23 protein-coding genes are annotated in these 25,351 nt (G+C 40.2%); 10 read left to right on the top strand and 13 right to left on the bottom strand.

Annotated features, from left to right (window positions below; genetic code table 11):
• The first annotated feature begins 25 nt into the window (after positions 1 to 25).
• From H6G26_RS19020 to H6G26_RS18995, 6 genes are all read left to right on the top strand, one after another.
• Complete coding sequence (locus tag H6G26_RS19020; RefSeq protein WP_109007118.1) at positions 26 to 433, top strand: chaperonin family protein RbcX; 408 nt, start codon at positions 26 to 28, stop codon at positions 431 to 433.
• 45 nt (positions 434 to 478) lie between these two features.
• Positions 479 to 817, top strand: a complete 339-nt coding sequence (locus H6G26_RS19015; protein WP_190730740.1) for a ribulose bisphosphate carboxylase small subunit — start codon at positions 479 to 481, stop codon at positions 815 to 817.
• Positions 818 to 992: 175 nt separating this feature from the next.
• Positions 993 to 1,619, top strand: a complete 627-nt coding sequence (locus tag H6G26_RS19010; protein ID WP_190730739.1) for a GDSL-type esterase/lipase family protein — start codon at positions 993 to 995, stop codon at positions 1,617 to 1,619.
• A 60-nt stretch (positions 1,620 to 1,679) separates the two neighbouring features.
• On the top strand, positions 1,680 to 1,907 hold the full coding sequence (locus H6G26_RS19005; RefSeq protein WP_190730738.1) for a type II toxin-antitoxin system prevent-host-death family antitoxin: 228 nt from the start codon (positions 1,680 to 1,682) through the stop codon (positions 1,905 to 1,907).
• An 84-nt stretch (positions 1,908 to 1,991) separates the two neighbouring features.
• The gene (locus H6G26_RS19000) at positions 1,992 to 2,294 is read left to right on the top strand and encodes a type II toxin-antitoxin system VapC family toxin (RefSeq protein ID WP_347242478.1); all 303 of its coding nucleotides are present in this window, start codon (positions 1,992 to 1,994) and stop codon (positions 2,292 to 2,294) included.
• 91 nt (positions 2,295 to 2,385) lie between these two features.
• Complete coding sequence (locus H6G26_RS18995; protein ID WP_190730737.1) at positions 2,386 to 3,660, top strand: ribulose bisphosphate carboxylase small subunit; 1,275 nt, start codon at positions 2,386 to 2,388, stop codon at positions 3,658 to 3,660.
• Between the two features lie 118 nt (positions 3,661 to 3,778).
• On the opposite strand, the gene H6G26_RS18990 is transcribed toward H6G26_RS18995, so the two are convergent.
• The 9 genes from H6G26_RS18990 to H6G26_RS18950 form a co-directional block, all read right to left on the bottom strand.
• Positions 3,779 to 4,531 (bottom strand): hypothetical protein, encoded by a 753-nt coding sequence (locus H6G26_RS18990; protein ID WP_190730736.1) that lies wholly within the window; start codon positions 4,529 to 4,531, stop codon positions 3,779 to 3,781.
• 1,197 nt (positions 4,532 to 5,728) lie between these two features.
• Positions 5,729 to 5,947, bottom strand: coding sequence for a hypothetical protein (locus tag H6G26_RS18985; RefSeq protein WP_206757546.1), 219 nt, complete (start codon positions 5,945 to 5,947; stop codon positions 5,729 to 5,731).
• Positions 5,948 to 6,032: 85 nt separating this feature from the next.
• Entirely contained in the window at positions 6,033 to 6,404 is a 372-nt protein-coding gene (locus H6G26_RS18980) for a DUF2358 domain-containing protein (protein WP_190730734.1), read from the bottom strand.
• A 74-nt stretch (positions 6,405 to 6,478) separates the two neighbouring features.
• Positions 6,479 to 7,063 (bottom strand): hypothetical protein, encoded by a 585-nt coding sequence (locus H6G26_RS18975; protein ID WP_190730733.1) that lies wholly within the window; start codon positions 7,061 to 7,063, stop codon positions 6,479 to 6,481.
• A gap of 184 nt (positions 7,064 to 7,247) precedes the next feature.
• Entirely contained in the window at positions 7,248 to 7,922 is a 675-nt protein-coding gene (locus tag H6G26_RS18970; protein ID WP_190730732.1) for a HupE/UreJ family protein, read from the bottom strand.
• 214 nt (positions 7,923 to 8,136) lie between these two features.
• Positions 8,137 to 8,955: an SGNH/GDSL hydrolase family protein gene (locus H6G26_RS18965; protein WP_206757545.1), complete on the bottom strand. Its 819-nt coding sequence runs from the start codon at positions 8,953 to 8,955 to the stop codon at positions 8,137 to 8,139.
• Positions 8,956 to 9,135: 180 nt separating this feature from the next.
• Entirely contained in the window at positions 9,136 to 10,449 is a 1,314-nt protein-coding gene (locus H6G26_RS18960) for an ATP-binding protein (protein ID WP_190730730.1), read from the bottom strand.
• A gap of 186 nt (positions 10,450 to 10,635) precedes the next feature.
• Complete coding sequence (locus H6G26_RS18955) at positions 10,636 to 12,387, bottom strand: ABC transporter ATP-binding protein (RefSeq protein ID WP_190730729.1); 1,752 nt, start codon at positions 12,385 to 12,387, stop codon at positions 10,636 to 10,638.
• 428 nt (positions 12,388 to 12,815) lie between these two features.
• Positions 12,816 to 13,469: a hypothetical protein gene (locus H6G26_RS18950; protein ID WP_190730728.1), complete on the bottom strand. Its 654-nt coding sequence runs from the start codon at positions 13,467 to 13,469 to the stop codon at positions 12,816 to 12,818.
• A 413-nt stretch (positions 13,470 to 13,882) separates the two neighbouring features.
• Here H6G26_RS18950 and galE point away from each other — a divergent pair, with 413 nt between their 5' ends.
• Positions 13,883 to 14,881, top strand: coding sequence for a UDP-glucose 4-epimerase GalE (gene galE, locus H6G26_RS18945; protein WP_190730727.1), 999 nt, complete (start codon positions 13,883 to 13,885; stop codon positions 14,879 to 14,881).
• Between the two features lie 127 nt (positions 14,882 to 15,008).
• On the opposite strand, the gene H6G26_RS18940 is transcribed toward galE, so the two are convergent.
• The 3 genes from H6G26_RS18940 to H6G26_RS18930 form a co-directional block, all read right to left on the bottom strand.
• Positions 15,009 to 15,704, bottom strand: coding sequence for a hypothetical protein (locus H6G26_RS18940; RefSeq protein ID WP_190730726.1), 696 nt, complete (start codon positions 15,702 to 15,704; stop codon positions 15,009 to 15,011).
• The gene (locus H6G26_RS18935; RefSeq protein WP_190730725.1) at positions 15,679 to 16,950 is read right to left on the bottom strand and encodes a sulfite exporter TauE/SafE family protein; all 1,272 of its coding nucleotides are present in this window, start codon (positions 16,948 to 16,950) and stop codon (positions 15,679 to 15,681) included. The genes H6G26_RS18940 and H6G26_RS18935 overlap by 26 nt, the downstream gene beginning before the upstream one ends.
• A gap of 316 nt (positions 16,951 to 17,266) precedes the next feature.
• The gene (locus tag H6G26_RS18930) at positions 17,267 to 20,122 is read right to left on the bottom strand and encodes a GAF domain-containing protein (protein ID WP_190730724.1); all 2,856 of its coding nucleotides are present in this window, start codon (positions 20,120 to 20,122) and stop codon (positions 17,267 to 17,269) included.
• A gap of 325 nt (positions 20,123 to 20,447) precedes the next feature.
• On the opposite strand from H6G26_RS18930, the gene H6G26_RS42680 reads away from it, so the two are divergent.
• Together H6G26_RS42680 and H6G26_RS18920 are read left to right on the top strand one after the other, a co-directional pair.
• Complete coding sequence (locus tag H6G26_RS42680) at positions 20,448 to 20,792, top strand: hypothetical protein (protein ID WP_242053794.1); 345 nt, start codon at positions 20,448 to 20,450, stop codon at positions 20,790 to 20,792.
• 266 nt (positions 20,793 to 21,058) lie between these two features.
• A complete protein-coding gene (locus tag H6G26_RS18920; RefSeq protein WP_190730723.1) occupies positions 21,059 to 22,114 on the top strand; it encodes a M28 family peptidase in 1,056 nt (351 codons plus the stop codon).
• A 37-nt stretch (positions 22,115 to 22,151) separates the two neighbouring features.
• On the opposite strand, the gene H6G26_RS18915 is transcribed toward H6G26_RS18920, so the two are convergent.
• Complete coding sequence (locus H6G26_RS18915) at positions 22,152 to 22,607, bottom strand: hypothetical protein (RefSeq protein ID WP_190730755.1); 456 nt, start codon at positions 22,605 to 22,607, stop codon at positions 22,152 to 22,154.
• 533 nt (positions 22,608 to 23,140) lie between these two features.
• On the opposite strand from H6G26_RS18915, the gene H6G26_RS18910 reads away from it, so the two are divergent.
• A complete protein-coding gene (locus H6G26_RS18910; RefSeq protein ID WP_190730722.1) occupies positions 23,141 to 24,802 on the top strand; it encodes an alpha/beta hydrolase in 1,662 nt (553 codons plus the stop codon).
• The last annotated feature ends 549 nt before the right edge of the window (positions 24,803 to 25,351 follow it).

The following is a 25,351-nucleotide window of genomic DNA, read 5'->3' as shown; positions in this document are numbered from 1 at the left end:
TAACTCTTTAGGGCTGGGGTCAAGCATGAATCTTAAGCAAATTGCGAAGGACACAGCCAAGACTCTCCAAAGTTACCTGACTTATCAGGCTTTAAGGACAGTACTGGCACAGCTAGGCGAAACAAATCCTCCACTAGCACTTTGGTTGCATAACTTTTCCACTGACAAAATTCAGGATGGTGAAGCATACATTGAGCAATTGTTCCGAGAAAAGCCAGATTTAGCATTGCGGATCATGACTGTCAGAGAACATATTGCGGAGGAAGTTGCTGATTTTTTACCAGAAATGGTTCGCACTGGCATTCAACAAGGCAACATGGAAAAGCGTCGCCAGCATCTAGAACGCATCACACGAATAGACACATCTAACCCCAGTCTGCAACCAGAACAGCAAGCAACTTCAGATCCGAATTTGGATAACTTATCTAATTAGTTCGGTCAACCTAGTAGTCAAAATCGCAACCCATTATCAAAAGCTATGCAAACTTTACCAAAAGAGCGTCGTTACGAAACCCTTTCTTATCTGCCACCCCTGACTGACGCTCAAATTGCCAAGCAGATCCAGTACATTTTGAATCAAGGTTACATTCCAGCGATCGAGTTTAACGAAACTTCTGAGCCTACAGAATTATATTGGACAATGTGGAAGTTGCCTTTGTTCGGTGCTAAATCCACTCAAGAAGTATTGAGCGAAGTTCAAGGATGCCGTTCTCAATTCAACACCAGCTTTATCCGTGTTGTAGGTTTTGATAACATCAAGCAGTGCCAAGTTCTCAGCTTTCTTGTTCACAAACCTAACAAAACCAACAGATACTAAAGCAAGCGTTGCTCTAAGTAATTAGTTTATCTCTATAGGAGAGGTGGAATTATCTGCCTCTCCTATTTACTAGATTTTTTTTGAAACGCAGAGGGACGCAAAGGAAAACGCAGAGCAACGCAGAGAATAACTCAGCACCCCTTTGCGTAAACCTCTGCTTTTTTTAATATAATAAATGGAATTACAGCATCTGCCGGAAGTAAGAATTTGCTTTGTTGGTGACTCTTTTGTTAATGGTACTGGCGATCAAGAATGTCTTGGTTGGACAGGTAGAGTATCTGCTAATGCTAATAAAAAAGGTTATGACATTACTTACTATAATTTAGGAATTAGGCGTGATACGAGTACTGATATATCAAAGCGTTGGTTACAGGAAGTATCACTTCGTTTACCCAAAGAATATGATGGCAGAGTTGTATTTTCTTTTGGATTGAATGACACAACAGTAGAAAATAGTAAAACTCGCGTAGATTTGGCAGATTCGCTCAAAAATGCCCATGAAATTTTAAGTGAAGCTCAAAAGTTATATCCTGTTTTGATGATTGGGCCTGCACCATACGCAGAACAAGAAGATCCTCAAAGAAAGCAGAGAACTACAGATTTATCTAAGCAATATGCTTTAATTTGTAAAGAATTAAATGTGCCTTATTTAGACGTTTTTCCAATATTAGGAAAATCAAATATCTGGATTAATGAAGCAAGAGCTAATGATGGTGTTCATCCAAGAGCAGCCGGTTATACAGAGTTTGCCCAAATAGTAGAAAATTGGGACGCTTGGTTAAATTGGTTTCCTCTGACTTAATCAAACATTCAAAGTTAGCATAGTGGTAGCACCTAATTTTGATATCCAAAGGTGGTAACTATGCAGCAAATTACTCTAACTGAAGCATCTAAAAATCTACCCGACTTAATTGAAGCAGCACTCGGAGGTGAGGAAATTATCATTATCAAAGATAATCAACCTTTGGTGAAATTAACTCCTGTGTCGCCACTTAAACACCGCCGTCAACCTGGAAGCGCAAAGGGTTTAATTACAATATCTGATGACTTTGATGCACCACTCGAAGAGTTTAAGGAATATATGGAATGAGATTCCTGCTGGATACACATACTTTTATTTGGTATGTGACAGATAATTCAAGACTTAGTAATCAAGTAGTAGAATTAATCAATAATGAATGAGAATAATGAAATTTTACTAAGTATCGCTAGTCTATGGGAAATAGCTATTAAGCAGAATTTAGGCAAGCTTAGTTTCAATCAGCCATTTGAGATATTCATAATACAGCAACTCAACCTGAACGATTTTAAGTTACTCGATATCAAAATTAGCCATGTTGCTGTTGTTGCCACACTACCCTTACATCACCGTGATCCATTTGACCGAATTTTAATTGCACAATCGGTAGTGGAAAATATACCATTACTGAGTGTCGATAAAATTTTTGATGCATATCCAATAAGACGTGTATGGTAAATAGCGTTGCTTTTCTACCAAAAGATAAATAAACAGTCACCACCAAAAAAACTTAACATTACTTTAAGCAGTGCTAGGCAAAAATAATTTTATGGGTTACTACATCGCTCCTCGGTTTCTGGACAAATTGGCTGTCCACATCACCAAAAACTTTCTAAAGCTTCCTGGCGTGCGAGTCCCGGTGATTTTAGGTATTCACGGACGCAAAGGAGAAGGCAAAACATTTCAATGTCAATTAGTCTTCGAGAAAATGGGTATCGAAGTGACTAACATTTCTGGCGGCGAGTTGGAAAGTCCAGATGCAGGAGATCCAGCGCGGTTGATTCGGCTGCGCTATCGGGAAACAGCAGAACTGATCAAAGTACGCGGCAAAATGTGTGTACTGATGATTAACGATTTAGATGCAGGGGCTGGACGCTTTGATGAAGGCACTCAATATACTGTAAATACGCAGTTGGTGAATGCCACACTGATGAATATTGCTGATAATCCCACAGATGTACAATTACCTGGAAGCTATGATTCCACGCCTTTACATCGTGTACCGATTATTGTCACAGGTAATGATTTTTCCACCCTCTATGCACCGTTAATTCGGGATGGACGGATGGAGAAATTCTACTGGGAACCAAACCGAGACGATAAGGTGGGAATTGTCAAAGGGATTTTTGAACCGGATGGACTGTCACAGAAGGAAGTTGAACAGCTAGTTGATACTTTTGTCAATCAGTCCATTGACTTTTTTAGCGCTTTGCGATCGCGCATTTATGACGAACAAATCCGCAACTACATCCATCAAGTAGGTTTTGAGCAAGTATCCTTGAATATCGTTAACAGCGTTGAAGGGCCACCAGAATTTAAAAAGCCAGATTTCAGGCTGTCTCACTTAATCGAGTCTGGTAATTTCCTCGTTGGTGAACAAAAACGGGTGGAAAATTCCCATTTGGTTGATGATTACAACCGACTCAATCGAGGTAGAAATTCTCAATCTGCACAACCTGCTGCTGTAACACCAATTAATCAGCCATCAAGCAATGGTGCAACTCAAGAAGCAAAAACTAATGGATTCCAGAAACAAGAAGTATCAAGTCCACATTTGACTCTAGAGACACAAGAACAGATTCGGCAATTATTATCTCAAGGTTACAAAATTAGTATTGAACACGTAGATGAGCGCCGTTTCCGCACAGGTTCTTGGCAAAGCTGTGTTCATAGCCACATTGATGCCGAGTCTGATGCAATCTCAAACTTGGAAGCAACTTTGGCAGAATATAGCGGTGAGTATATCCGCTTAGTAGGGATTGATACAAAGGCCAAGCGGCGAGTTTTAGAGACAATTATTCATCGTCCGCATGGGAAAAATTAGGAGTAGATAAATGAGAAAGAGCGATCGCACTAAAATTACCAAGAGCGATCGCTTTTGTCAATTCCTAAACAACTAGAAAAAATATGCTTCTTCAATTGGATAACTGAATCCTTACCCTTTAATTACAGGTAGGAGCTGAAGCCGAGTTCACCCTTGTTAAATCGCCAGTAAATACTGCTGTGTATTGATAAGGTGATGAACCAGAGCAAGTCATAGGATTTGTATTAGCCCCACGGGGAGTCCACCATGACTGTGCTTGCACAGTCAAATTTGTGCCATTCCATGATAGGTTTTGGACAAGTAGAGAGTTAGTTTTTCCATCAGTTGGCTTTTTGGAAGTTAAAAATGTTGCATAATTAACCTCGCCATTGTCTGGATTGATCCGGGCTATAACTGCAACTTTTGGCCCGCCTCCGTTACCATAACTAGTCAACCAACGCCCAGTTGCAAAGCGGCGAAAATCATTACCAGTCTGACTACCGGTGGAAGAGTAAACGCCATATAAAACATTGCCCCCATCCCAATACAATCCGTAACCTCTACCATCGTCATTTGTTGTTTCGTAATCAGTTCTACACCATGATTTGATGCCACTATTAAAACGGATTGTCACAGGATTTTGGTTAGTAGATGATACTTGCTGATAACCAATGTAAACGGCTGAACTTCCATATAATACTCTAGGCCCATTTTTAGCTTTTATTGTCGCTTCACTATCATTGCAACTGAATGTTACAGCATTACCGATAGATGAATTTACCGTTTGGGCAAACGCTGGCGGAGCTTTTAGCGTGATTAATAAATCAGCTAATAATACTACAGACAAAGAGAAATGCGCCAAATACTTCTGCAATTGGTGAGAATAAATCATGATAAAAATCTGCCGATAAATTGCCAGGGAAAACACCGTAACACTATAAACTCTAATCAAAAATTAGACAAGGAAAATCGTTGAAATTCCCAAATCACAGTACTTTAAACATCATTAGAAATGAGGCTATCTTACAAAATGCATAATTTTATATGCATTGTATTGCATGATATTAGCTGTATATAAACCTTCCTTATCAAAGAGCATCAGGAATAGAAGAAATTGCGTAGGCAAAGCCCACCAAAGGTATCGCAGCAGCCGATAACAAATGTTTTAATAAACAAGTGGGGTTTGCTCATCCTCGATGTAGTCTTGCTAAAAAGGTTATTCACCAATGCTTTCTGCCTCTTGCCCTGCTATACCAGACGGTTTTAGCAGTTCTTATTTGAGACTTATCCTGCACCAGATTGAGGCGCCTTAAGCTGCTTTTGTGGACACCGCTATCACAGATACCACGCGCAATTTAATCTTTCATGCCGTTTTGGCTATGCTTAAAAGCAGTGTTTTTTATCGAATTTTAGATTTTAGATTTTGGATTGAAAAAGTCAAAATTAAAAAATGTTTATTTTTGCCCGTCTTGTAAGAGTTGCCTCAGAATTTAAATGCGAGCAAAATTATACTATCCAAAATCGAAGATTATTTATTCAGAGCAACTATCTGAAGTCATTGGGTCAATCTAAAATATAAAAAACGAAATTTTTGACTATTGCTTTCAGCCCAGTTGAACTTAATTCAGCTTTTTCTAGAATACTGATGTACGTTTTCAACGGGACATAAATATATTCCTTAGAAAGTGTTCTATAAATAGTTTGGCTTAGTAAGGCTGTTTTCTGGTTCAGTAAAATTAGTGAATAATTTTATTTTTTAAAAAGTTAATATATAAATCTGGGTAATTTCTCTTAATTCAGGTATGGTATATGCTTTTTTGAATAATTACTTTGACATTAATTATGATGTTGCGATGTTGCTGATAATGGCTTCTGATTGAAATACATACACGCGTAGCAGCTTGTAATCAGCAGTTTATGTACAAGGCGCACTTTCAGGATGGAAAAAAGCTCGATTTTTTATTGTTCTCTCGTTCCCATGTGGAGCATAGGAACAGGAAGTGACTTTTCACGGAATGTGGGAAGTCAGCTACGCCTAAGCGTTAATACAGTTCCGTTAAGCCTAATACTCTTTGCTAAAGTCAATTTTTTAACGTAGACGCAAAGCGACTTGCCGCAGGCTAACGCCTTCTCTGCGAGAGGCTTCCGCCAACGCGCAGCGTTCCGCAGGGATGGGATGTTTTTTTAACTGGAAGTCCCTAATTTCTGCGCTTGTGTGAGCTTGGCTGTATTTATAACCAATCAATGCAGATTTCCGATAACCAAATATTTCAAACACTGTGAGGAGTTTTCTAGTTTTAGATGACAATCGTCTGAGCTAATGGTCTGAAGTCATGGCAGTCGGTGCAACTACTGTTTCTAAACTCTAACCGGAACGCTCATATCCAGAAGCTCTATAAATGTTGCTTTAATACGTCTAAGCGTGAACAATTCCAATAATCGACATGAGAGACAATCAAACCATTCGAGTTGAGACTTAATTCACTCCAACCAGGAATAGAAATCCGTGGCTTCCAGGGAAGAGGAGTATTCCAACTGAGTGTCCACTCAGTTTTTATTGTCTCTCCTAAACGTTGAATATTATGTAAGTCCATCTTGGGATCTAAAAACCAAGTTTGAATGAAATTAATCATTTTTTTGTAACGTTTAACGCCATGAAATTTATTCAGTGGGTCTTGAAAATAAACGTCTGGGGCGTAAATGCTGTAAGTTTGATTTTCTGGGAATCTTTGATAGTCTTCTTTGAGGATTTCAATGATATCCATGTGAATAAATATATGTGTAAATTACTTTAATATGTAAACTGGGCGCGGATAAGAATTACTATTAAAAATTGAAATCAACTTTCATTCCATAATTTTTCTAACTGACGCCGCCAAGCAGTTAAAACTTCTTCTCGCGCATCTGAAGTCTGGTTTACTTCACCCAATAATCCTTCGGCGTAAAAGCGTTCCAAGCTTTGCATAGTAGCTTGCAGAGATTGTCCTTGCTGCTTTGCTGCTTCAATAATTTGCCGGATACGACTTTCGATTAGTCTATTAAAAACATCATTTAATCCAGCCTCATGGAGAGATACAAGTCGATTAATTGCATTGGAAAAATCTGCACTCACTAAACTGTCAGTGTTATGTTGAAATACTCCCCAAATTACCCCTTCATACAAAGCGTAACGTACTTCTTGAGTCTCATCAAAGTTGGCTTCTAAGAACTGTCCTAAAAATGGTTGGGCTTCTTGGATAGGCACAATAGGCAGTAAAACTCGCAGCCAAGTATTATCTTCGGAAAGCAGCACTAACAGCCGAAAAGTAGAAGTATCTATTTGCCAAGATCCAGCAGCGATCTCTACGACGGGCTGCACCAAAGCATCAACAGCAGATGTGCCAAATAATTCTGTTAGCGTACTCGCAATTTCTTCAGGTGTCATAAGTTTTTGTTAGCTATAGCCTCTAGATTAGCGCAGAGATGCATCACCTTATTTCATTAAAACGCTGTGCTGCTTGCTGGACAACTTCCATCGGTAAAGATTTAAATTATTCTAAAGGCGTAGTGGGGGCGCACAGCTAGGTGTACGCCCCCACGAATGAATGTATTCCACTGAATTGAAATATCTAAATTATCGAATTGCTCAAAAATACAATCCCGATCGCACAGAAAGCAAAGCCAGCAATGGTAATTTTCCAGGGTAAAATTCGGTTGATTTCTCCCATACCCATTGCACTACCAATTTCTCTGGCACTCATGGCAACCGTAAACAGAGTTAAGGTAATGCCTAGTATATAGGCAATTAATGGCATCGTTCCTGCCCCAATAATAGATTCAGCATCGGCGTAACCCTGAAATAAACCAGCACTAACGCCTACCAAAGCAAGTACTATAAAGTTTGGTTGATTTGGCAGCATCAGCATAGTACCAAAAACAATGGTAGAAATGGCGATAGCTATTTCTGTGCCTGGTAAATTTAACTGAAATGAATGAATTACAATCCCCAAGATTGCTGCTAAGACAAAACATCCAGCGATCGCAGCGCCACGAATAAATACAGATGAGAGTAAGCCAATAGCAACAATACCAACTAAACAATCCAAGCTAATTACTGGATCTGCTAGTCCCCAGATAAAGCCCTCCCAGCAGTTAGAGATGGTACGATCAACTGGTGTTCCACTCAATGAACTCAGTAAGCTAATTAAAATTAGAACTGCGATCGCTCCAATATGGCGATGCATTAACTTCAAGGTGTAAAATTCCCCCCAAGCACGGGATTGTGATAATTGAGTTTTGAACATTACCGTCTGCCAAATTAGTTTTTTCGGTAATTTATACTACCCATACACACAAAAAAACTAACGTGATTACTACGTTAGATTACACTAGCTTCATCAAATTATGTAAAGCTACGGTTATTACAAAACTTTTCATGATAATAGGCTACGTAGCCTCTCTATGAGTTGCCCGTCGCAGACATTGCTCCCAAAATACTTTATCCGAACTTATTTGAAACTACGCAAAAGTCTGCCCTTCTATCTTTCTGACGATGTCTTCAACTAAATTTTGAATTATTTGGGCATCTGTTTCACTTAAACTTTCCAGTTCAACTGTGTTGCCCTCTTGTGGGGTATTAAATTGACTACTGTATATACGACGACTCAATCCTACCGGGCTTCCTTGGTAAAATGTTGTATAAAATACAGATGCTGCTACGTAAGAGCCAATAGGGCTAGGGTGGCTTTGATCTGGATTATAAAGGTTCAATTTCGGATTAGCTTCCTGAACTTTTTGCCAAACTATTCCAACAGGTGCAACTTTGGCTTTCAGTTCTCTAGCAATTGCCATGTATGAATCAGTCAATATCTGTTGCGTTTCTGGTTGATTTTGCTTTGCCCAAGTCAAGTAGAACACTGTTTGAGAATTCACTCGCTTGATTTCGGCATCAAACAGACTAGCGTACTTGTACATTTCTTTTGGATTGGTAATCGGTAAGGTACTTTGCTCTTGGAGTACCACGTAGTCCCATTGTTTCGCTCTCAATAGCCTAAGTGCTTTACCACGTTTCCAATGGCTTTTGAGGGTAGCTCCACCTACCACAACCATTTCAGTTTCGAGCATTCTAATTTCTTTTGCCGACTCAGCCAACTGTTGTGTTAACCAAGGAAGATCATTGACATAGGTATAGCTGTTGCCAATAAATAAAACTCTAATTGTCTGCTGTTCAGTTACTTGCAAGGAATTTGCCTCAGTTGGCTTCTCTTTGAGCCAAAACAAAGCAATCATCAAAAAGAGGAATAAAGATATGTATATTATTTTTGTGCTTATCATCATCCCTAGAATTTTTGCAGCATAACTTATTATTGGACAGGCTTTTTCAGAAAATAGTTCTGATTTTTATAAATTTGTATAAGTTAAATAAAGCAAAAACTTTAACTAAATACTTCTCTGCAATTCCCAAAACGGTAGTGTTTTAGATTGCCTATTTTACGTCTTGATGGATAGACCAAATTTTCATAAAACAGACTTTATTTGAATCGGAATCTGGATGATAAACTCTGTGCCTTGAAGCGGTGTAGAAACACACTTGAGTTGACCACCATGTTTGTTGATAATTTGGTAGCTGATCGACATCCCTAAACCTGTACCTGAACCAACAGGTTTAGTTGTAAAAAAGGGGTCAAAAACTTTTTGCTTTACTGTTTCTGTCATACCACAGCCATTATCAGCAATCCGAATTATCACTTGATTGCTGTCTAAAACCTCAGTGCAAATGCGAATCTGGGGAGCCTTAGCTTTAGTTCTCAGTTGTTGATTGCCAGTTATTTTGGCATTATCCACTAACAACTGACAACCAATTACTGATTCTATCAAAGTATCAATAGAATTATTCAAAATATTCATAAATACTTGATTGAGTTGTCCAGGATAGCACTCGACTTTAGACAACTTGCCGTATTCTTTTATAACTTGAATATCTGGATGATTTATTTTGGCTTCCAAGCGATTTTGCAAAATCAAGAGAGTGCTATCAAGACCATCGTGGATATCAACTTCTTTTTTGTCAGCTTCATCTAGCCGCGAGAAGTTACGCAAAGATAACACTAGCTTAGAAATGCGCCCGGCTCCCATTTTCATGGAAGATAAGATTTTCGGTACGTCTTCTTTAATGAAATCAAGGTCAATTTCTTCAATAAAAGCTTGAATTTCTGATCCTAAATGACGATCGCATTCTTGAAAAAGTGTAATCAAACTGAGTAAATTTTTAGTATATTCATTGATAATAACAATATTAGCGTCAATAAAATTCACAGGGTTATTAATTTCATGGGCAATACCTCCAACTAATTGCCCTAATGAAGACATTTTTTCAGTTTGAATCAGTTGAGCTTGCGTATTTTCAAGTTCCTTTAAGGTTAGTTTCAGTTGGCAGTTAGCTGCTTCTAGTTGTGCCGGACTTGGCAAAGCCAGAGCCTGGGGAATGATGGGTAACAGTGCGATCGCTGTATATAGTGAGATAATAGCCGTAATAAATTTGATGAAAGTGGACAGCCAGTAAGTTAGATGCCAAAGCGTCCATACATCCATCACATGGGTTGTACCACAAGAGATGATAAAAGCTCCAAATAATAAAAGTATCCATTTGAAAGGGAAATCCTTTCGCTTGTGGACAAAGTAAACAAGGGCGATGGGAATAGAATAATACACCAAAGCAATTAGAGAATCTGAAATGATGTTTAGCCACACTAAACTCGGCTTCCAGAGGTAACAATGTCCATGTGGAATAAATGAGCTATCAGTCAAAAAATTTTGCAAAAATTCCAGCATATATTATCAAACGAGGTAATTTTTAAATATTAAATGATAAATTATACACGCTGGATAAAAAATTGTCCCTAATATTAAATGTGGTACTAGTGCAGGATAGCGGAAATAAGCAGACTATTGAAAAGTCCTAAACAGCTTATTCCATAATACTTTTGACTTTTGACTTTTGACTTCCGCTTTGCGGTACTAGTGCAGTAATTCTTCAACCTGATGCTGGCTCCACAAAGTTCTATATAGACCCTGTTGTTGCACCAGTTCTAAGTGATTGCCTATCTGAACAATTTTTCCTTTTTCCATCACAAAAATTCGGTCAGCAGCTGCCGCTGCCGATAATTGGTGGGTAATGAAAATTACTGTTTTGCGTACACTACCACCAGAGAGATTTCTGAGGATTTGCGTGGCTGTTTGATTATCCACACTAGAGAGGGCATCATCTAAAATTAGCACTGGAGCATTGACCAGCATCGCCCTAGCTAAGGCAGTACGTTGTCGTTGACCACCAGAAAGCGTAATACCGCGTTCACCAACAAGAGTCTCATATTGCTGGGGAAAATTATCAATTTCTGATTCAATTTGGGCAAGTTTAGCAACAGATTCTATCTGCTCTTGTTCGCTAATTGGGTCACCGTAACGGATATTATTTTTGATTGTAGTACTAAATAAAAAGCTATCCTGAGGAACGTAGGCGATCGCACCTCGCAAATCCGCCAAAGCTATCTTAGTAATATCCAGCCCATCTAAAAACAATTGTCCTGATTCAATATCCAACAAGCGCGGCAAAGCATTCGCTAAAGTGGATTTTCCCGAACCAATTGCCCCAACAATGGCCACGGTTTCTCCGGGAGCAATGGTAAAGTTAACATTTTCTAAAGATGGAGTCGTGGAACCAGGGTAAGTATAGGTGAGATTTTTAGCTGTCACTTCTCCTTTAAGTTCAGCCACTGGTAAATGTATGGCATCGGCTTTGTCTTGGATTTTCGGTGTAACAGAGAGAATAGATTCAAGGCGATCGATACTAACTTCACCCCGTTGGTAAGCCGTAATTGTGAATCCTAAAATGGCTGTGGGGAAAACTAGACGCTCTACATAAATTAACAATGCTAAAAAGTCGCCAACCTGAAGTGTCCCAGAGGACATCCGCGCCGCCCCTAGCCAGATGATTACCAGCGAGCTGATATTGGCTAGCCCGCCAATTAGCGGAAATAGTGTATTTCGGATTTTTGCCAGTTCCAGGTTAGCATTCAATAGCTGCTGATTTTTCTTGGCGAACGCTCGACGCTCGTTTGCTTCTTGGGCATAGATTTTAATTAAGGCAATGCCACTGATATCCTCTTGGATGAGTTCGCTGATCTCAGAGAGTTGCTCTTGGACTGCTGCTTGTTGTTTGCGTAAGCGATCGCTAAACAGACTCACTAACAAGAGCATAAAAGGATACACCGCCAGAGAGGCTAGTGTCAGATCCACACTAATCGCCAGCATTACTGGCAACGTCAGAGTGTAGGCAAACACCGTATTTGCCAAACTCAAGACTGCAAAACCCAACAATCGCTTGATATTGTCCACATCACTGGTAGCCCGATTAATCAAATCGCCAGCACTGTTACTAGCAAAATAAGCTGGCTCCAGCTTGAGTAAGTGTTCAAAAATCCGTTGTTTCAGGTCAAATTCCACCTGACGCCCCACCCCAAACAGCCAAATGCGGGATGCCATCCGCATTAGCCACATTGCCGAACTGAGCAAAATAATAATTACTACGTAATGTAGTATTTCATCCCAGTTGAAGGTTGTCGACAGTTTATCAACACCACCACGAATCAACCAAGGGATATAAACGCCCAGTGCATTGACAGAAAATAAAGCGAGAATCCCTAAGGACGTCTCTCGCCAATGGGGTCGTAGGTAAGCACTGAGTTTAGCGATTCGTCGAAATTTTGCCATTAAAGCAATTTTGCTACTTTATCATCCTAGATTAACTGCTAGTCGAAGCAGACAGCTATGTAGAGGAAATATCACTTGGAAATTAACAAGAAACAATTCAGAAGTCAGGAGCCAAAATTCAGTATTTAATTCTGTGCGACTGCCGTTAGCAGAGCGCTAGCTACGGACGAGCGTCACTTGTTCGCTCTTAGCTTTCTTGCAGGGTAGATGAATAAACGGGTTTAAGTCCCCCACTAAATTTTCCCACTAAATTTTAAATTTGGTGGTCTTCCCTACGGGATGCTATGCGAACAATCAGTGGCGGGTTAAATCTCCCACTGATAGCGCAGCGTTAACGAGTCAGACGCTTCTACGTCGCTAACGCAACGGTTAGGAGCGTCTTGCATTCTGTATTCAGAATTCTGAATTCTGACTTCTCTTTTAGTTTGTTACCTCTGAACACGCATGAACCTGTAAACTTCAGCTAGATAACTTTCCCAAGTTCTTGTTGTCAATAGTAACGTTTCGGCATTCGGTACAAAGTCTTCAAGCCTTAAACCGCGTGTGCGAATATCTTGAGGATTTCCTTGTAATAGGTAGGGAGGCACTCTCAGATTATAAGAAATAATGCTATCCCCCATTACATCTGAGATTTTCGCCGTGGTGGTTTGTTGCCCTAATGCCACTAGTGTCCCAGATGTTGGTGTAACAGTTGCTACATAGGTTTCACCTGCCATTGCTAGAGGTGCGCGATAAAGGAAATAGGCGACTGCTGGTGTACTTGCTAACAGCAAAATCGTCAGTGCCCAACCTATCAAGTATCCTCCTGGTTTGTCTATTCCGCCTCCTTTGATTCTCTGAGCTGCAAAAATCATCATTAAAACAGAGGCTCCTAGAGGTCTGAGTGGAAAAGACAGCATCCTCCATAACGATGCCACAGCTGGTTCATTGGGGTTAAGAAATGATAGGGCTACGATTACCAAGATAACGACTAGGATTAATCGCCCTACAAAACTTCCAGAAGGATAAAATCGCTGGAACAGAGAATATACGATAGTGCCAATCAGCAGCCACAACAGTACTCGGCTTAACAATAGAAACATAGATTAACTCTCAAATTTTCTGGTGCAGTGAGCCAATGTGGTGGTAAGACAGTCCTTCTTGCTTAGGATTTCCACGCCACTTCTCTTGTTTAGAGAAAAAGTGGCTCCCCAAGAGGAAATGTCGTGCATGGTTTCCCTGCATAAAACAACTAGCGACTTCTTAGCTTTAGCGACGCTAGGAGCGTCACCCGTAAGCGTCAACCTAGAGGTTTCGGGAAATGAATTTATTTTATTGCCAAATTGTAATCGCACTGTTTGACTTAAAATACCTCAAACCTCACACCCAATGACTACCGTCGTAGTGATTTTAGTGCAATTTTTTGACACTGCGTCTATTATTTATATTTTTCCAGAAGAGTAATATAGTACCGGTAAACTAAATCAATCGAGTAATCGACTCAAAAGGAAAAACTATGTCGCCTGGAAAACCTACCATTTTGGTTACGGGGGGAGCTGGATATATTGGTTCTCATACGGTGCTTGCCCTGAAACAAGCGGGTTATAACGTTGTCATACTTGATAATCTGGTCTATGGGCATCGTGATTTGGTAGAAAAAGTTTTACAGGTAGAACTGATAGTAGGGGATACAGGCGATCGCGCCTTGCTAGATCATCTATTTAAAACCCGCGATATTGCTGCTGTGATGCACTTTTCTGCCTATGCCTACGTAGGAGAATCGGTGACTGACCCAGCTAAATATTACCGCAATAACGTTGTTGGTACTTTAACCCTGTTAGAAGCGATGCTGACGGCATCTGTGAAGAAATTTGTCTTTTCTTCTACCTGTGCTACCTACGGGGTACCAGAATTTGTACCTATTCCAGAAAACCATCCCCAAAATCCGATTAATCCCTATGGCGCTACAAAACTAATGGTAGAGCGGATTCTTTCTGATTTTGATGTTGCTTACGGTTTTAAATCAGTGCGTTTCCGCTATTTTAATGCTGCTGGTGCTAATCCCAGTGGGTTACTCGGCGAGGATCACAACCCAGAAACCCATTTGATTCCCTTGGTGCTGATGGCCGCTTTAGGCAAACGAGAATCCATCTCAATTTTCGGCACTGATTACCCTACGCCCGATGGTACTTGTATTCGCGATTATATTCACGTTAACGACTTAGCAGATGCCCATATTTTAGGATTGGAATATTTATTGAAAGGTGACGATAGCGAAGTTTTCAATTTGGGTAATGGTAGCGGCTTCTCCGTCAGAGAAGTAATTGCAGCTGCCGAACAGGTTACAGGAACTTCGATAGCAGTAGAAGAACGCGATCGCCGTCCTGGTGATCCCCCAATTCTCATTGGCAGTGGCGAGAAAGCTAGAACAATTTTAGGCTGGCAACCTCAGTATCCATCCATTAAAGATATTGTTGCTCATGCGTGGCAGTGGCATCAGAAGCGACATAAATAGGCAGGGGAGGCAGGGGATGCAGGGGAGGAAAGAGAGATTATTATTAAGCAATTTCTCTTCCCCTGCTTCTCTTCTCCCCCTGCTCCCTGCCCCCTGCTCCCTGCCCCCTGCCCTCTTTCTCCACTCCCTACTCCCCACTCCCTTTCATGCTTCGCAGTACGACAACTAAGATGGCGATAAATCCTAGGATTGGAAGTGCGATCGCCCAAAATGGTAATTGTTGAGATCCACCCTCTACTAAATCACCATTGACATTTCGTAAATTTCGTGTGTTTTGTGTAGACCCGCCTGCCACAGTAACTTCAAATTTGAACTCAAAGGGTTTGAATCTTGCCCCAGAGAGTGGTTTACCATTCAGTTGCAACTGATAAATACCTGGCTTGGGAAAGACAACTTCAGCACCTGGGATGCCTTGATAGCGTTCAGCGGCCACAGGTTCTAACTGTGGTTCTAATAGTGGTGGCTCTCCGGCTGCATAAGGTTGGGCATAAACAGCCAACTGACAATTACACTGTGACAGGGGAATCACCCTTCCACCTCTGCGGGTAAGTGCAAACCAAGCCAAGCTTGGTTCTCCAGCACGGGGATTATCATTTGGTTCAATGTGGAGAGTGCCACCGACATCTCCAGCTACTTCCACCTTATGAGCAAAAACAGGGTCAAGATTAGCTATTGGTATAACTAAGCAACTCAGGAATAATAAAGTATTTATTATTCCTTGATTCCAGGAAATGCCTTTGAGCGGGTAAAGCCTTTGTTTTTGGCTTGTTGGGATGGAGCCAGAAAATAAGGATGATTTACCGCGATTTTGTTGGAGGGACATAAAACTTTTCTACGGCTAACTTTGACCAAAAAAAGCGTGAACGTACCATCAAGACATTGAGGGTAACAATTCCCATCAGTACTGCCGCTAATTTATTTCCCCAAGTTGATTGCAAGGAACCCAGGTAATGGGAACCAATCAACACAGCATGAATGGCACTCAAGAGCAAGGCTGGCACACCCAATAGATGAATCTGTCGCCAACGCTTGCCCAAAGATTTTTGCAACGATTCCCAACTCGTAAAAGCGGCGGGGGACATTAATATCAATGCTACAGCACCCGCAGCCATACCCCACTGAAATTCTGGCGGCAGGAAAGAAAAGGCGGCAAATTTCCATTGCAATGAGTGTTCTATCATGTGGACGGTGTGAACCACAGAAAGCACAAAAGATCCCACTCCCAAGGCTCGACGGTAACGTAGTGGTGAAGCCCACAAGCCACTAATAGGACGCGCAATTAGCGCCAAAATTAAGCAGATTAACGCGGCGTGTCCGGTGTAATCTACCATTGTGTCACCAGTCCGCAACAAGGTGATAACGCCAATGATGAGCGTCACCCAACCGCCTAATCGAAACAGCTGACTGCGCCTGTCTTTACTTACCAATGATGTGGAAACGCCTACACCTAGCATCGTGGGCAGGGTTCCCAGTCCAAAAGCTAGCATAGTTGCCCCACCCATCCATAAATTGCCAGTTTCAGCAGCTTTAATTTGGGCAGCATACAGGAAACCACAGGGCATTAAACCCCAAGTCATCCCCAAAAGCATTGGTGTCCACCATTTGGTTTTTAAGGAAAGCTTAACCATTCCTGTGCTGAGGCGATCGTGTAAACTACCTTGTAATAAGGGGTGTAATACGGGAATGCGCGGCAGTAAATCGGGTTTTACTTGTCCTAAGCCAAACCAAATCAGCATTACGCCAGTTAAAATTGCCATCCAACGCCGGAAGTCGCTACCAACACCTGCTAGCTGTCCACCTTGCAGCAATACCGAACCTAGCGCCCCAATGCCAGCACCGACTAGACCATAGCTCAACATCCGCCCCAGGTTTAGCAAAATATGAAATTTTAATTGCTGTTGCCAAGTGCCGGACTTTTCTAAGGTTAATGTGCGCCCTAATGAAGCTGTGTGTGGAACTTTCGGCTGATGAGACAGAGAAAACGCCACTGTTAGGGGACCACACATCCCAAAGCAATGCCCAAAACTCCCTAGGAACCCCAGGATTGAGATTAGCAACAAATCTACCATAAAAAAATTCCTGAGTTCTGAGCCATGAGTCCTGAGTGTAGGAATAAAGATTTTGAAGAATTAAGAAGAAATTGTTTTCTCTTCTTTTTTGCTTAGTACTCAGTACTTAGCACTCCTCTAGTGGGGCAATATAAATGAAGTTGCGATCGCTGTCAAAAGACGAACTGTCAAACTTGATTAGGACGATACCAGTGTGATTTTGTGAGATACTGAAAATTGGGTGACTAAATCACCAATGGAAAATATTCCTATGTAACTGAGAATTAAAATCCGACGCTTTTGGAAATTACCAGAGCTAATGTAGTTAAGAATTACATTAGGAGCAATACTTTGTGACTATCTCTATAGAAGCTTCGGGAGAACACTCTGGATGATTAGATTGATGTCGATTTCCAAAGGTTGCGTCAAGTTTTTCCCGAATACTATCTCGTTGTTTTTGGATAATAGCAAGTTGCTCACGCAGTTCTTCTTCTTTTAGCTGCAATAAGTCAGAGGTATCGGGGCTATTATTGAGATCCCGAACTACACTCTTAACTATCTCTGACTCTTTGACTCTTCCTATAAAAGCAGCAGTTAAGGATGCTACTCTCTCCAAGAATTCTTTGCAGCCAGGATGAAAATCATATTCATACCCAGTATATAAAGAGAGCGCTCCTACAACTTCTTCTTTATAAATGAGTGGAAAACACCCAAAAGATTTAAATTGGTTAAGCACTATCCAATCTTGGTTTTTGAATTTTTCTATGTTTTGATCATTTATTCCGGTAAGTGAGATAGCACGTTTTTGCCTAAGAGTATCTCCTACGAATCCATCTTCATAACCTCTAGGATCATCTAATCTTTTATCCCATTTAATGCTCTCAGCCCCTGCTTTATCTACAACTTCAAGCAAATGATTTTTATTTTTTACTCGTAGTATGCATACTTCAAAGGCTGTGTCATCTGAAACTAAACGGTTAACAACAGTTTTGTATGCGTCTTGGATATCAGAAAGATTACTATGATAACCAACTAAAGCATCTGACAAATCCGCAAGTAGTTTTACCTGACGCTTTTTGCGTAAATTTGATATTGCAGATGCGACTGAAGAGCCTATTGTATATAACCAATGAATTTCTTCTTGAGAGAAACCAGAATTGGGAATAGGTTTCCTTTTGTTTGGATCAATTTTATTAATTACTTCAAGTACTCCATAAGTTTTATGTTGACCGTCTAGAGGAACAGCAATAGCAGAATAAATTCCTCCGAGTTTCTTTGAATATTTCTCTTGACTTTTGGCATCTAAAGGTATTTCTCTCAAATCATTGGCTGACTGAGGCTGCCCAAATCCATCTTCATGAGGGAGAGCAGCTTGACCAGTGAAACTTTCACCAGGTAGATAGTTTTCGCCTTCAAACCATTTATCATCTATTTCCTTACCATTGGCATCAATACCTACTATTTTTTGACGATGTAGGTGTCCATCCTTTGAGAATAGAAAAATAGAAGCTGTTTGAGAATTAAGTCTCTCACATACAACTTTTAGAGCTTCCTGAATGACCTCATTCTTATCTTTAAAACGATTTAATTTGTTTCTGACTTTTTGTAAATCTTTAAGTAGCTCTTTAGGAAACTTGATAAATTCGTATGGCGATTTTCTGAATAAATTCTGTCTAATTATATCAAGCTTTTGAAATACTATTTTATCCAGGCTTTTATCAAAATTTACTTTTGTAATTGAATTTTCTACTGTTACTTGAAAGACACCATCATTCCTACTAGCTCGTGCCAGGAAATTTGAGAGGACTTCTTTATACTGATCAATCTCACCTACTTTAGGAGAGAAATTAGCTAACCTTATACTCCGGTCTTGCCTAAGATTATCATTCTCGTACCATGCAATTAACTGATTTTTCCCATCATCAGTTTCAATAATTGCATATTCTTTGGTTGGTAGAGTTGATAATTTGTAATTCAAAGATTTAGTATTATATCTAGTTGAAACGTCTCTCAAAGAAAATTCTTCTGCATAGGGAATATAAATATCTTTTGTTGTAACAAAAACCTTGTAATAAGAAGCATGTCGTAATAGAAAGTTTAAGCCTCTTTCAAAATCTTGCTCACTTGAAAAAACAAATAATCTCTCACTTTCTGGATGTGCAGTTCTTGCAACTTCATCTCCTTTGTCACTTGCCCAAAAAGCTTCTACACCATCAACGATCGCTATTGCTTTGACGCGGACTTTGAGCTTCTGCTGTAATGCAGTAAGACGGCGTGGATATAACTCTAACGGCATCGAGTAAACTGAGCCATTAGAATTTAAATCTTCAATTCGCTCATCAATATCGGCAATATCATTAATGACAAGCTGTTGGAATATTGTGTTATTCTGCAAATAATTATTACTCTTAAAGATTGGTTCTACAGTATTTAAAATAATTCTCGCTTTTGGAACTTGACTTGGGGGGGGACTATTCAGTTCTTCTTCAATTAATTCGTTTAACCAGTTAGAAGTAGAGAGTTTATAGTCGATCCAATCCTTTGCTTCTTCTATGCCACTACCAGTTATTTCAGAAAGTAAATACGCCAAATTTTTCTTCTCTGTTCCATCAATTGAAGGAAAGTGAATTGGAATTTCAAAATTAACTTTTTTAGTGAAGCGTAAGAGTCTGAAATTATGAAGTCTTCCAGAAAATAGGCCAACCAAAAAATTAACCCATGCTTGTCCAAAGCATTCCTTAGGCAAGCAGAGGATACCAAAGTCCACTGTTGAAAGAATCTGTTCAGTTTCTTGAAGCCAAGCGGATCTTGAACTTCCATCAATGTCTAAAATGAAGGCTTCAATCTGTGGATGCTTAAAAAGGACATCTCTAACTTTTTCAGCTTGGTACTTACTATTGCTACCAGCCCAAGCAATAAAGACTTTGCGTCTACCTTGCTTGGCTTGAAGACGGTCAGAGAGGATCTTTTGCAATTTAGATAGTTTTCCCGGCCCTGCACCAGTGATTCGGAACTTCGTATAGATTCGCGACAGCGTTTTCTGCACAGCATTTTCAGACTGCCGTCCTAAAATTGTCTTGATTTCTGCTGGCGACTTCCCATTTAAGGCTAAATCCAGAACTTCTAGTTCGTTATCAGACACGCCTTCTTCGCCAACTAAGTCTTTAAGAGTATTCCTATAAATCTGAGTCATCTACAAACCTGTAAAAAGCCTCACTTGTTCTAGTATCACGATAACACAGCAGTTTGGAGACTTATACTTATGTGGATAATCTTAATTGTTTCATTAAATGAGGCTTTTAAATGCTTAATATATGTGTAAAATTTGCTATTGTATTAAAAGTCGCACATAAATGAGGCTTTTAATCTGAATAAATACTTCTCAGTGTCTTAACTTACTGGCATTGTGCTTATAAATATGTAAAATCATCTTCCTGTATAGGTTTGATAATTTGCTACCTCTTCGTCAGCGAAGATATTGTCAGTAACGAAAATCAAGCCTTTTCAAGACATATTTTATGTTTTTACATCCATTAAGACGCAATGTTTTGAAGCGCCAACTTCATGCACTATTTTCTATTGCTGATAACCAAATTAATCGCTTGGAGGGGAAAGTGAATCTATTCATCAACCGAAACTTTAACTATGCCTGTTTATGCCTGCTAACTGCCCTTTTAGTAGCCATGTTAACAAAATTTGATGGAATCGTTGCCGTGCAAGTCACACCTGATGGCATTCGAGTAGTAATGAAAAATTCTCGTACTTTATGTCCAATTGACCAACATCTGCCGGAAGTTCAGCCCAAGCTGCCCAATCAGGAATTGGCTAAGTATAGGATTTTGCAAATTCATAATGAAGTATAAGCCTTTTCCGTGCTACTCGCCAGGCTTTATAAACGCTACAAAATTTATGAATTCCTGTATTAAGTAGGAGCAGGTTTCGATAGCACATTTGTTAACAAGTGTGATGTTAGACCTTTTGCAAAAGTCTATGTTTTGGAGATTCAGCCACATAACACCAATGTTCATCTGTGGTTCCCTTTTCGGTTATTCATATTTTTGCAAGAAGTCTAATTCATTCTGACTGGGGATTTGCGCTACCCTAAGTCTGGAAGCCAAGGATAAATCACATGAGAAAATGGATTTGGCTGATGCTGTTGGTGCTGATGGCACTTGCCGTGGTGGGTAGCAGAGGTAGCACGTTTTTTGAACAGCGTCCGTCACCAGAAATTGTTGAGCGCATTCCAGTGGAAACACCCCAATCACAGCCGGAGTTAAAAAAAGCTAACATTGTCCCACAAGTATCAACTGACAGACTGTTAACCCATATCCAAAAGTTAAATTTTCAGCGCTATACAACAACAGAGCGATCGCTTACTCGCACTTATATCACAACTGAACTCACAAAATTAGGCTGGAAGCCCAAATTGGAAAAGTTCTCTGAAGGTGTGAATATTTTTGCTGAACGTGTAGGAACTAACAAAGCCTCTAAAGCAATTCTCGTAGGAGCGCATTACGATACTGTTGCTTTATCCCCTGGTGCTGATGATAATGCCAGTGGTGTAGCCGTAATGCTGGAAATAGCTCGGTTGCTTGGTTCCCGTCCTACACCACGAACGTTACAGCTAGCTTTTTTTGACCAAGAAGAAGCAGGACTTTTGGGTAGTCAGGCTTTCGTTAGCAAGACAGCACGCTTACAAAATTTAGGCGGAGCGCTCGTCATGGATATGGTAGGTTATGCATGTTACACTATTGGTTGTCAAAAATATCCTGCGGGGTTGCCTGTTACCCCAATTAGCGACAAGGGCGACTTTTTGGTAGTAGTCGGTGATACAGAACATTTGCCTTTGCTGAGTGCGTTTCAAAACTCACAGATGCTCCCCTCAACCACTCTAGATAAAGAGAAATCAAATCTGCCATCAGTCCTAACACTACCAATTCCTTTTAAAGGTTTACTAACACCAGACACCTTACGTAGCGACCATGCACCATTTTGGTATCAGGGTATAGGTGCTGTACTGGTGACAGATACCGCAAATTTGCGTACTCCACACTATCATCAACCTAGCGATGTTCCAGCGACTATCGAGCGATCGTTTTTCACAGGAGCAGCACAGATTGTAGTCAATGCTACTATTGACTTGTTAGAGAAAAACGAGGTTTTAGAAACTCGACCACCAAGCTGACCGAATAATTGGTAATTCGTAATTAAACAATAAATGACTAATTCCGCGTAGCAGTACTAGCCTTTAGTTCAGGAAAAGTCAACGTCCAATTTTTTTTATCATTAATCTGAAAGTACAAACTTTGGATAATCAGCCGCAGAGCCGTTCGAGTTCTAATAGGCTTTTTTACCAGATAATTTCCTGGTTCAGCAAAAATACCATTAAAGTTTTGTTTATGACCAAATTGTTTTGAACAGTAACTGCCAGCACCTTTTACTGTTAATACAAAAAATGGAGCTTTTTTGTATTCGTCAGGAATCGTGAAGATTCCATATACATTGTGACGACCACGCCACGGCTGAACAATAACTTTAGTAGCATTTACTTGAAATTTTGTAGTTTTTGATGCTAAAACAGTCTTGGAATTGCAATCAGAATCATTCACAGGCCACCACAATGTAATAGCACTCAGGGAGAGCAGTAAAATCAAGATATAGCGGAGTTTGCGATGCATAAAGCCAAGAGAAATTGTTGATGCTGCTGGTAGAATTTGATGGGTAATGATAGTGCAGCTACAGCAGTAATAACTATTCACCTGCAACACGTTATGAAGGGCAAATACAGAACATTAAGCGGTCGGTTAAACTTACTGTCAAAAAAATTACAGTCAAGGCATCGGCCCACAAAAAGTTCAGATTGTAGATGCGTAGTTTACCGCCGCAGGCATTGCTTGCCCTCTTTTAGTAGCTCCTTTACAGTATTAAACCTAGCCGAGAAACAATCAGGCTTTTGTGGCTGTTAACACTGATTTATGCTCAAATTTTTAGCTGTAATGAATTCTACAATTTGTTGCTTCTGTTATGTTTTTGATGAACTTTGATCGCATCAGCAAATGCTTTGAGGAGATCAGTCCGTAGACGTAGCCTGTCGTAGACATCGCGCTCAAGTTCAGGAAAAAATCTACCTTTATTTATAGGCAATTAATAGGGTAGTAAAATACACAAATATTGGTTATATTCCCGTAAGCAAGGATTGGTATAAATGTTTATGGAAAGAAATTGGGGAAGTCTTAAGGCAGTTGCGGGTTTCTTTGGTGCGATTGTGCTTACACAGTTCGGGGCAAATACTTCGGCTATTGCGGCTGACACCGTTGTTGTGCGTTTGGGCTTATTTACAGAAACCATCACCCTTGCTGAGTTGCAAAAGGCTGCAAAAACTGGGGAATTGCCTGGGAGTTTGCAGCCTTACGCTAAAGGATTATCTGAACAACAGCGCCGCTTCTTCTTGGGGGCGCTGGGCATGAATATACCGATGAATGTTGTTACCATTAATAGGTTAGTTAATACCCAGATTGGCACAACTATTCTCAATGACTTTGCTACAGCCTTAGCCCGAGAAGACAATGCTGGGGTGCAAGCACTGAGAGCAGGGTTGGTATTAGGTTCTACTGCACCGCAGGGACTTTCTATACTGAGCTTTATCGCTGCTTATCCAAGTAAACGCCTAGAAATTAATTTGCCACAGGCTTTTATAGTTGCAGGGAGTTTTAATACAGCTTTTTGGCGTACCCAGCAATTTATGCTAGCCATCGCTCCCCAACTCGACACTATAACACCGCAGCCCGGAACACCACAGATTGCTTTCCCTTTTGACCCTAGCCAACCAGGAAGCGCTGAAGTAAAAATACTCAAGTTAAGCCTGAATGACCAAAAGCGCGACCGGAAAATTCCAGTTGATGTTTACTGGTCAACTGCTGCAAATGCCAATAAACCCGTTATTGTTTTTTCTCACGGCTTCGGGTCAGTCCGCACAGACTTGCGTTACCTGGCAGAACATTTAGCATCCCACGGTTATGTAGTAGCTGCTTTAGAACATCCCGGTAGTAATGAGGCGAATACTAACTTAGCATTACAAGGTAAAACCAGAGTTGTAAAGCCTCAAGAGTTTTTGCATCGTCCTCAAGATATTAGTTTTGTTCTCGACGAATTAGAAAAGCTCAACCAAACAGCGAATAACCCGGTTGCTGGGAAACTTACAACCACAAACGCGATGGTTGTTGGCTATTCTTTTGGTGGTGGTACAGCTTTAACGCTTGCTGGAGCCGAATTACAACTGGAACGGCTCAAACAACGCTGCAAAAATAACTTGGCTATCTTAAGTCTGGGAGAAGGTATGCAGTGCATTGCTCAAGAACTACCAGAAAATAGCTATCAACTGCGGGATACTAGAATCAAACAGGCGATCGCTCTCAATCCTACAACTTCTCTAATGTTTGGCGAAACTGGGTTAACTAAGGTGCAAATTCCTACCCTAGTGTTAGCAGGTTCCGGAGATAAAACCACCCCAGCTTTAACTGAACAGATTGTGGGATTTGACAAAATCCCATCCCCCAAATGGCTAATTGGTATAGTTGGGGGTACTCATCTGAGTGTAAAAGACCCTAGCACCACTTTGGATCAGATAGGAAAACCAAATACACCAATTAGCGGCGGTGAAGTTGTGGGTGAACAAGCAGCAGATGTTCGCAAGTACGTTAAAGCTATAGCTTTAGCCTTTGCTTTCCAGATGACTCCAGAAGCTAAAAACTACGCTATTTTTCTGACATCAGATTATGCCCAGTTTGCTTCGACTGCGGCATTTCCATTTCGCCTAATTACGCAGATTCCTCCTGATGCTATGACGATAGTGAAAGAATTTGTTGAGAAGTAAACGACTTCCAATTAAAAAAATATCCAATTTTGTGACTACCTTGCTTAAGAGTAGCGGTATCTACGATGTACACACAAGTCGGAAAAACTCGATTTCTATTGTTCTCTTCTCATTCGTATGCATAGCATAAAAATGTCTATTAGGGGCTACTACCTCTCATAGATAATTGACTTAGTAAACTTAGTACTGACACCGCCCCGTTTTTTCTTAAAGTTCGGACTTTTGGTGCAACTAGCCTATAAGTTACTAAATGTCTGTTGCAGATGTCTAGTCCCTTATTAAACTGATACTAGCTGCTTTTTGAATACATTGTGCTTTATATATTAAGTTAAATGCAGCTTAAAAATTTGAGCTGAATTTGTAATACCTTAGATAGATTAAATTATAATAGCTTGATATTAAATGTTTAGTTGATGTTAGCTCTATACTAAATTTTTACAGTAAAAATAACTATTTACACATAAACTTTATAATATTTTTATTAAAAATAATAGAAGCTTAATAGTGTAAAAAAAAATAGAAGCATTTATGTATAGTACATATGCATTA

It is taken from the genome of Nostoc sp. FACHB-888, assembly GCF_014696655.1.
Taxonomy (GTDB): domain Bacteria; phylum Cyanobacteriota; class Cyanobacteriia; order Cyanobacteriales; family Nostocaceae; genus Nostoc.
The sequence above is the reverse complement of the archived record's forward strand: the minus strand, read 5'-3'. Positions and strand labels throughout refer to the sequence as shown.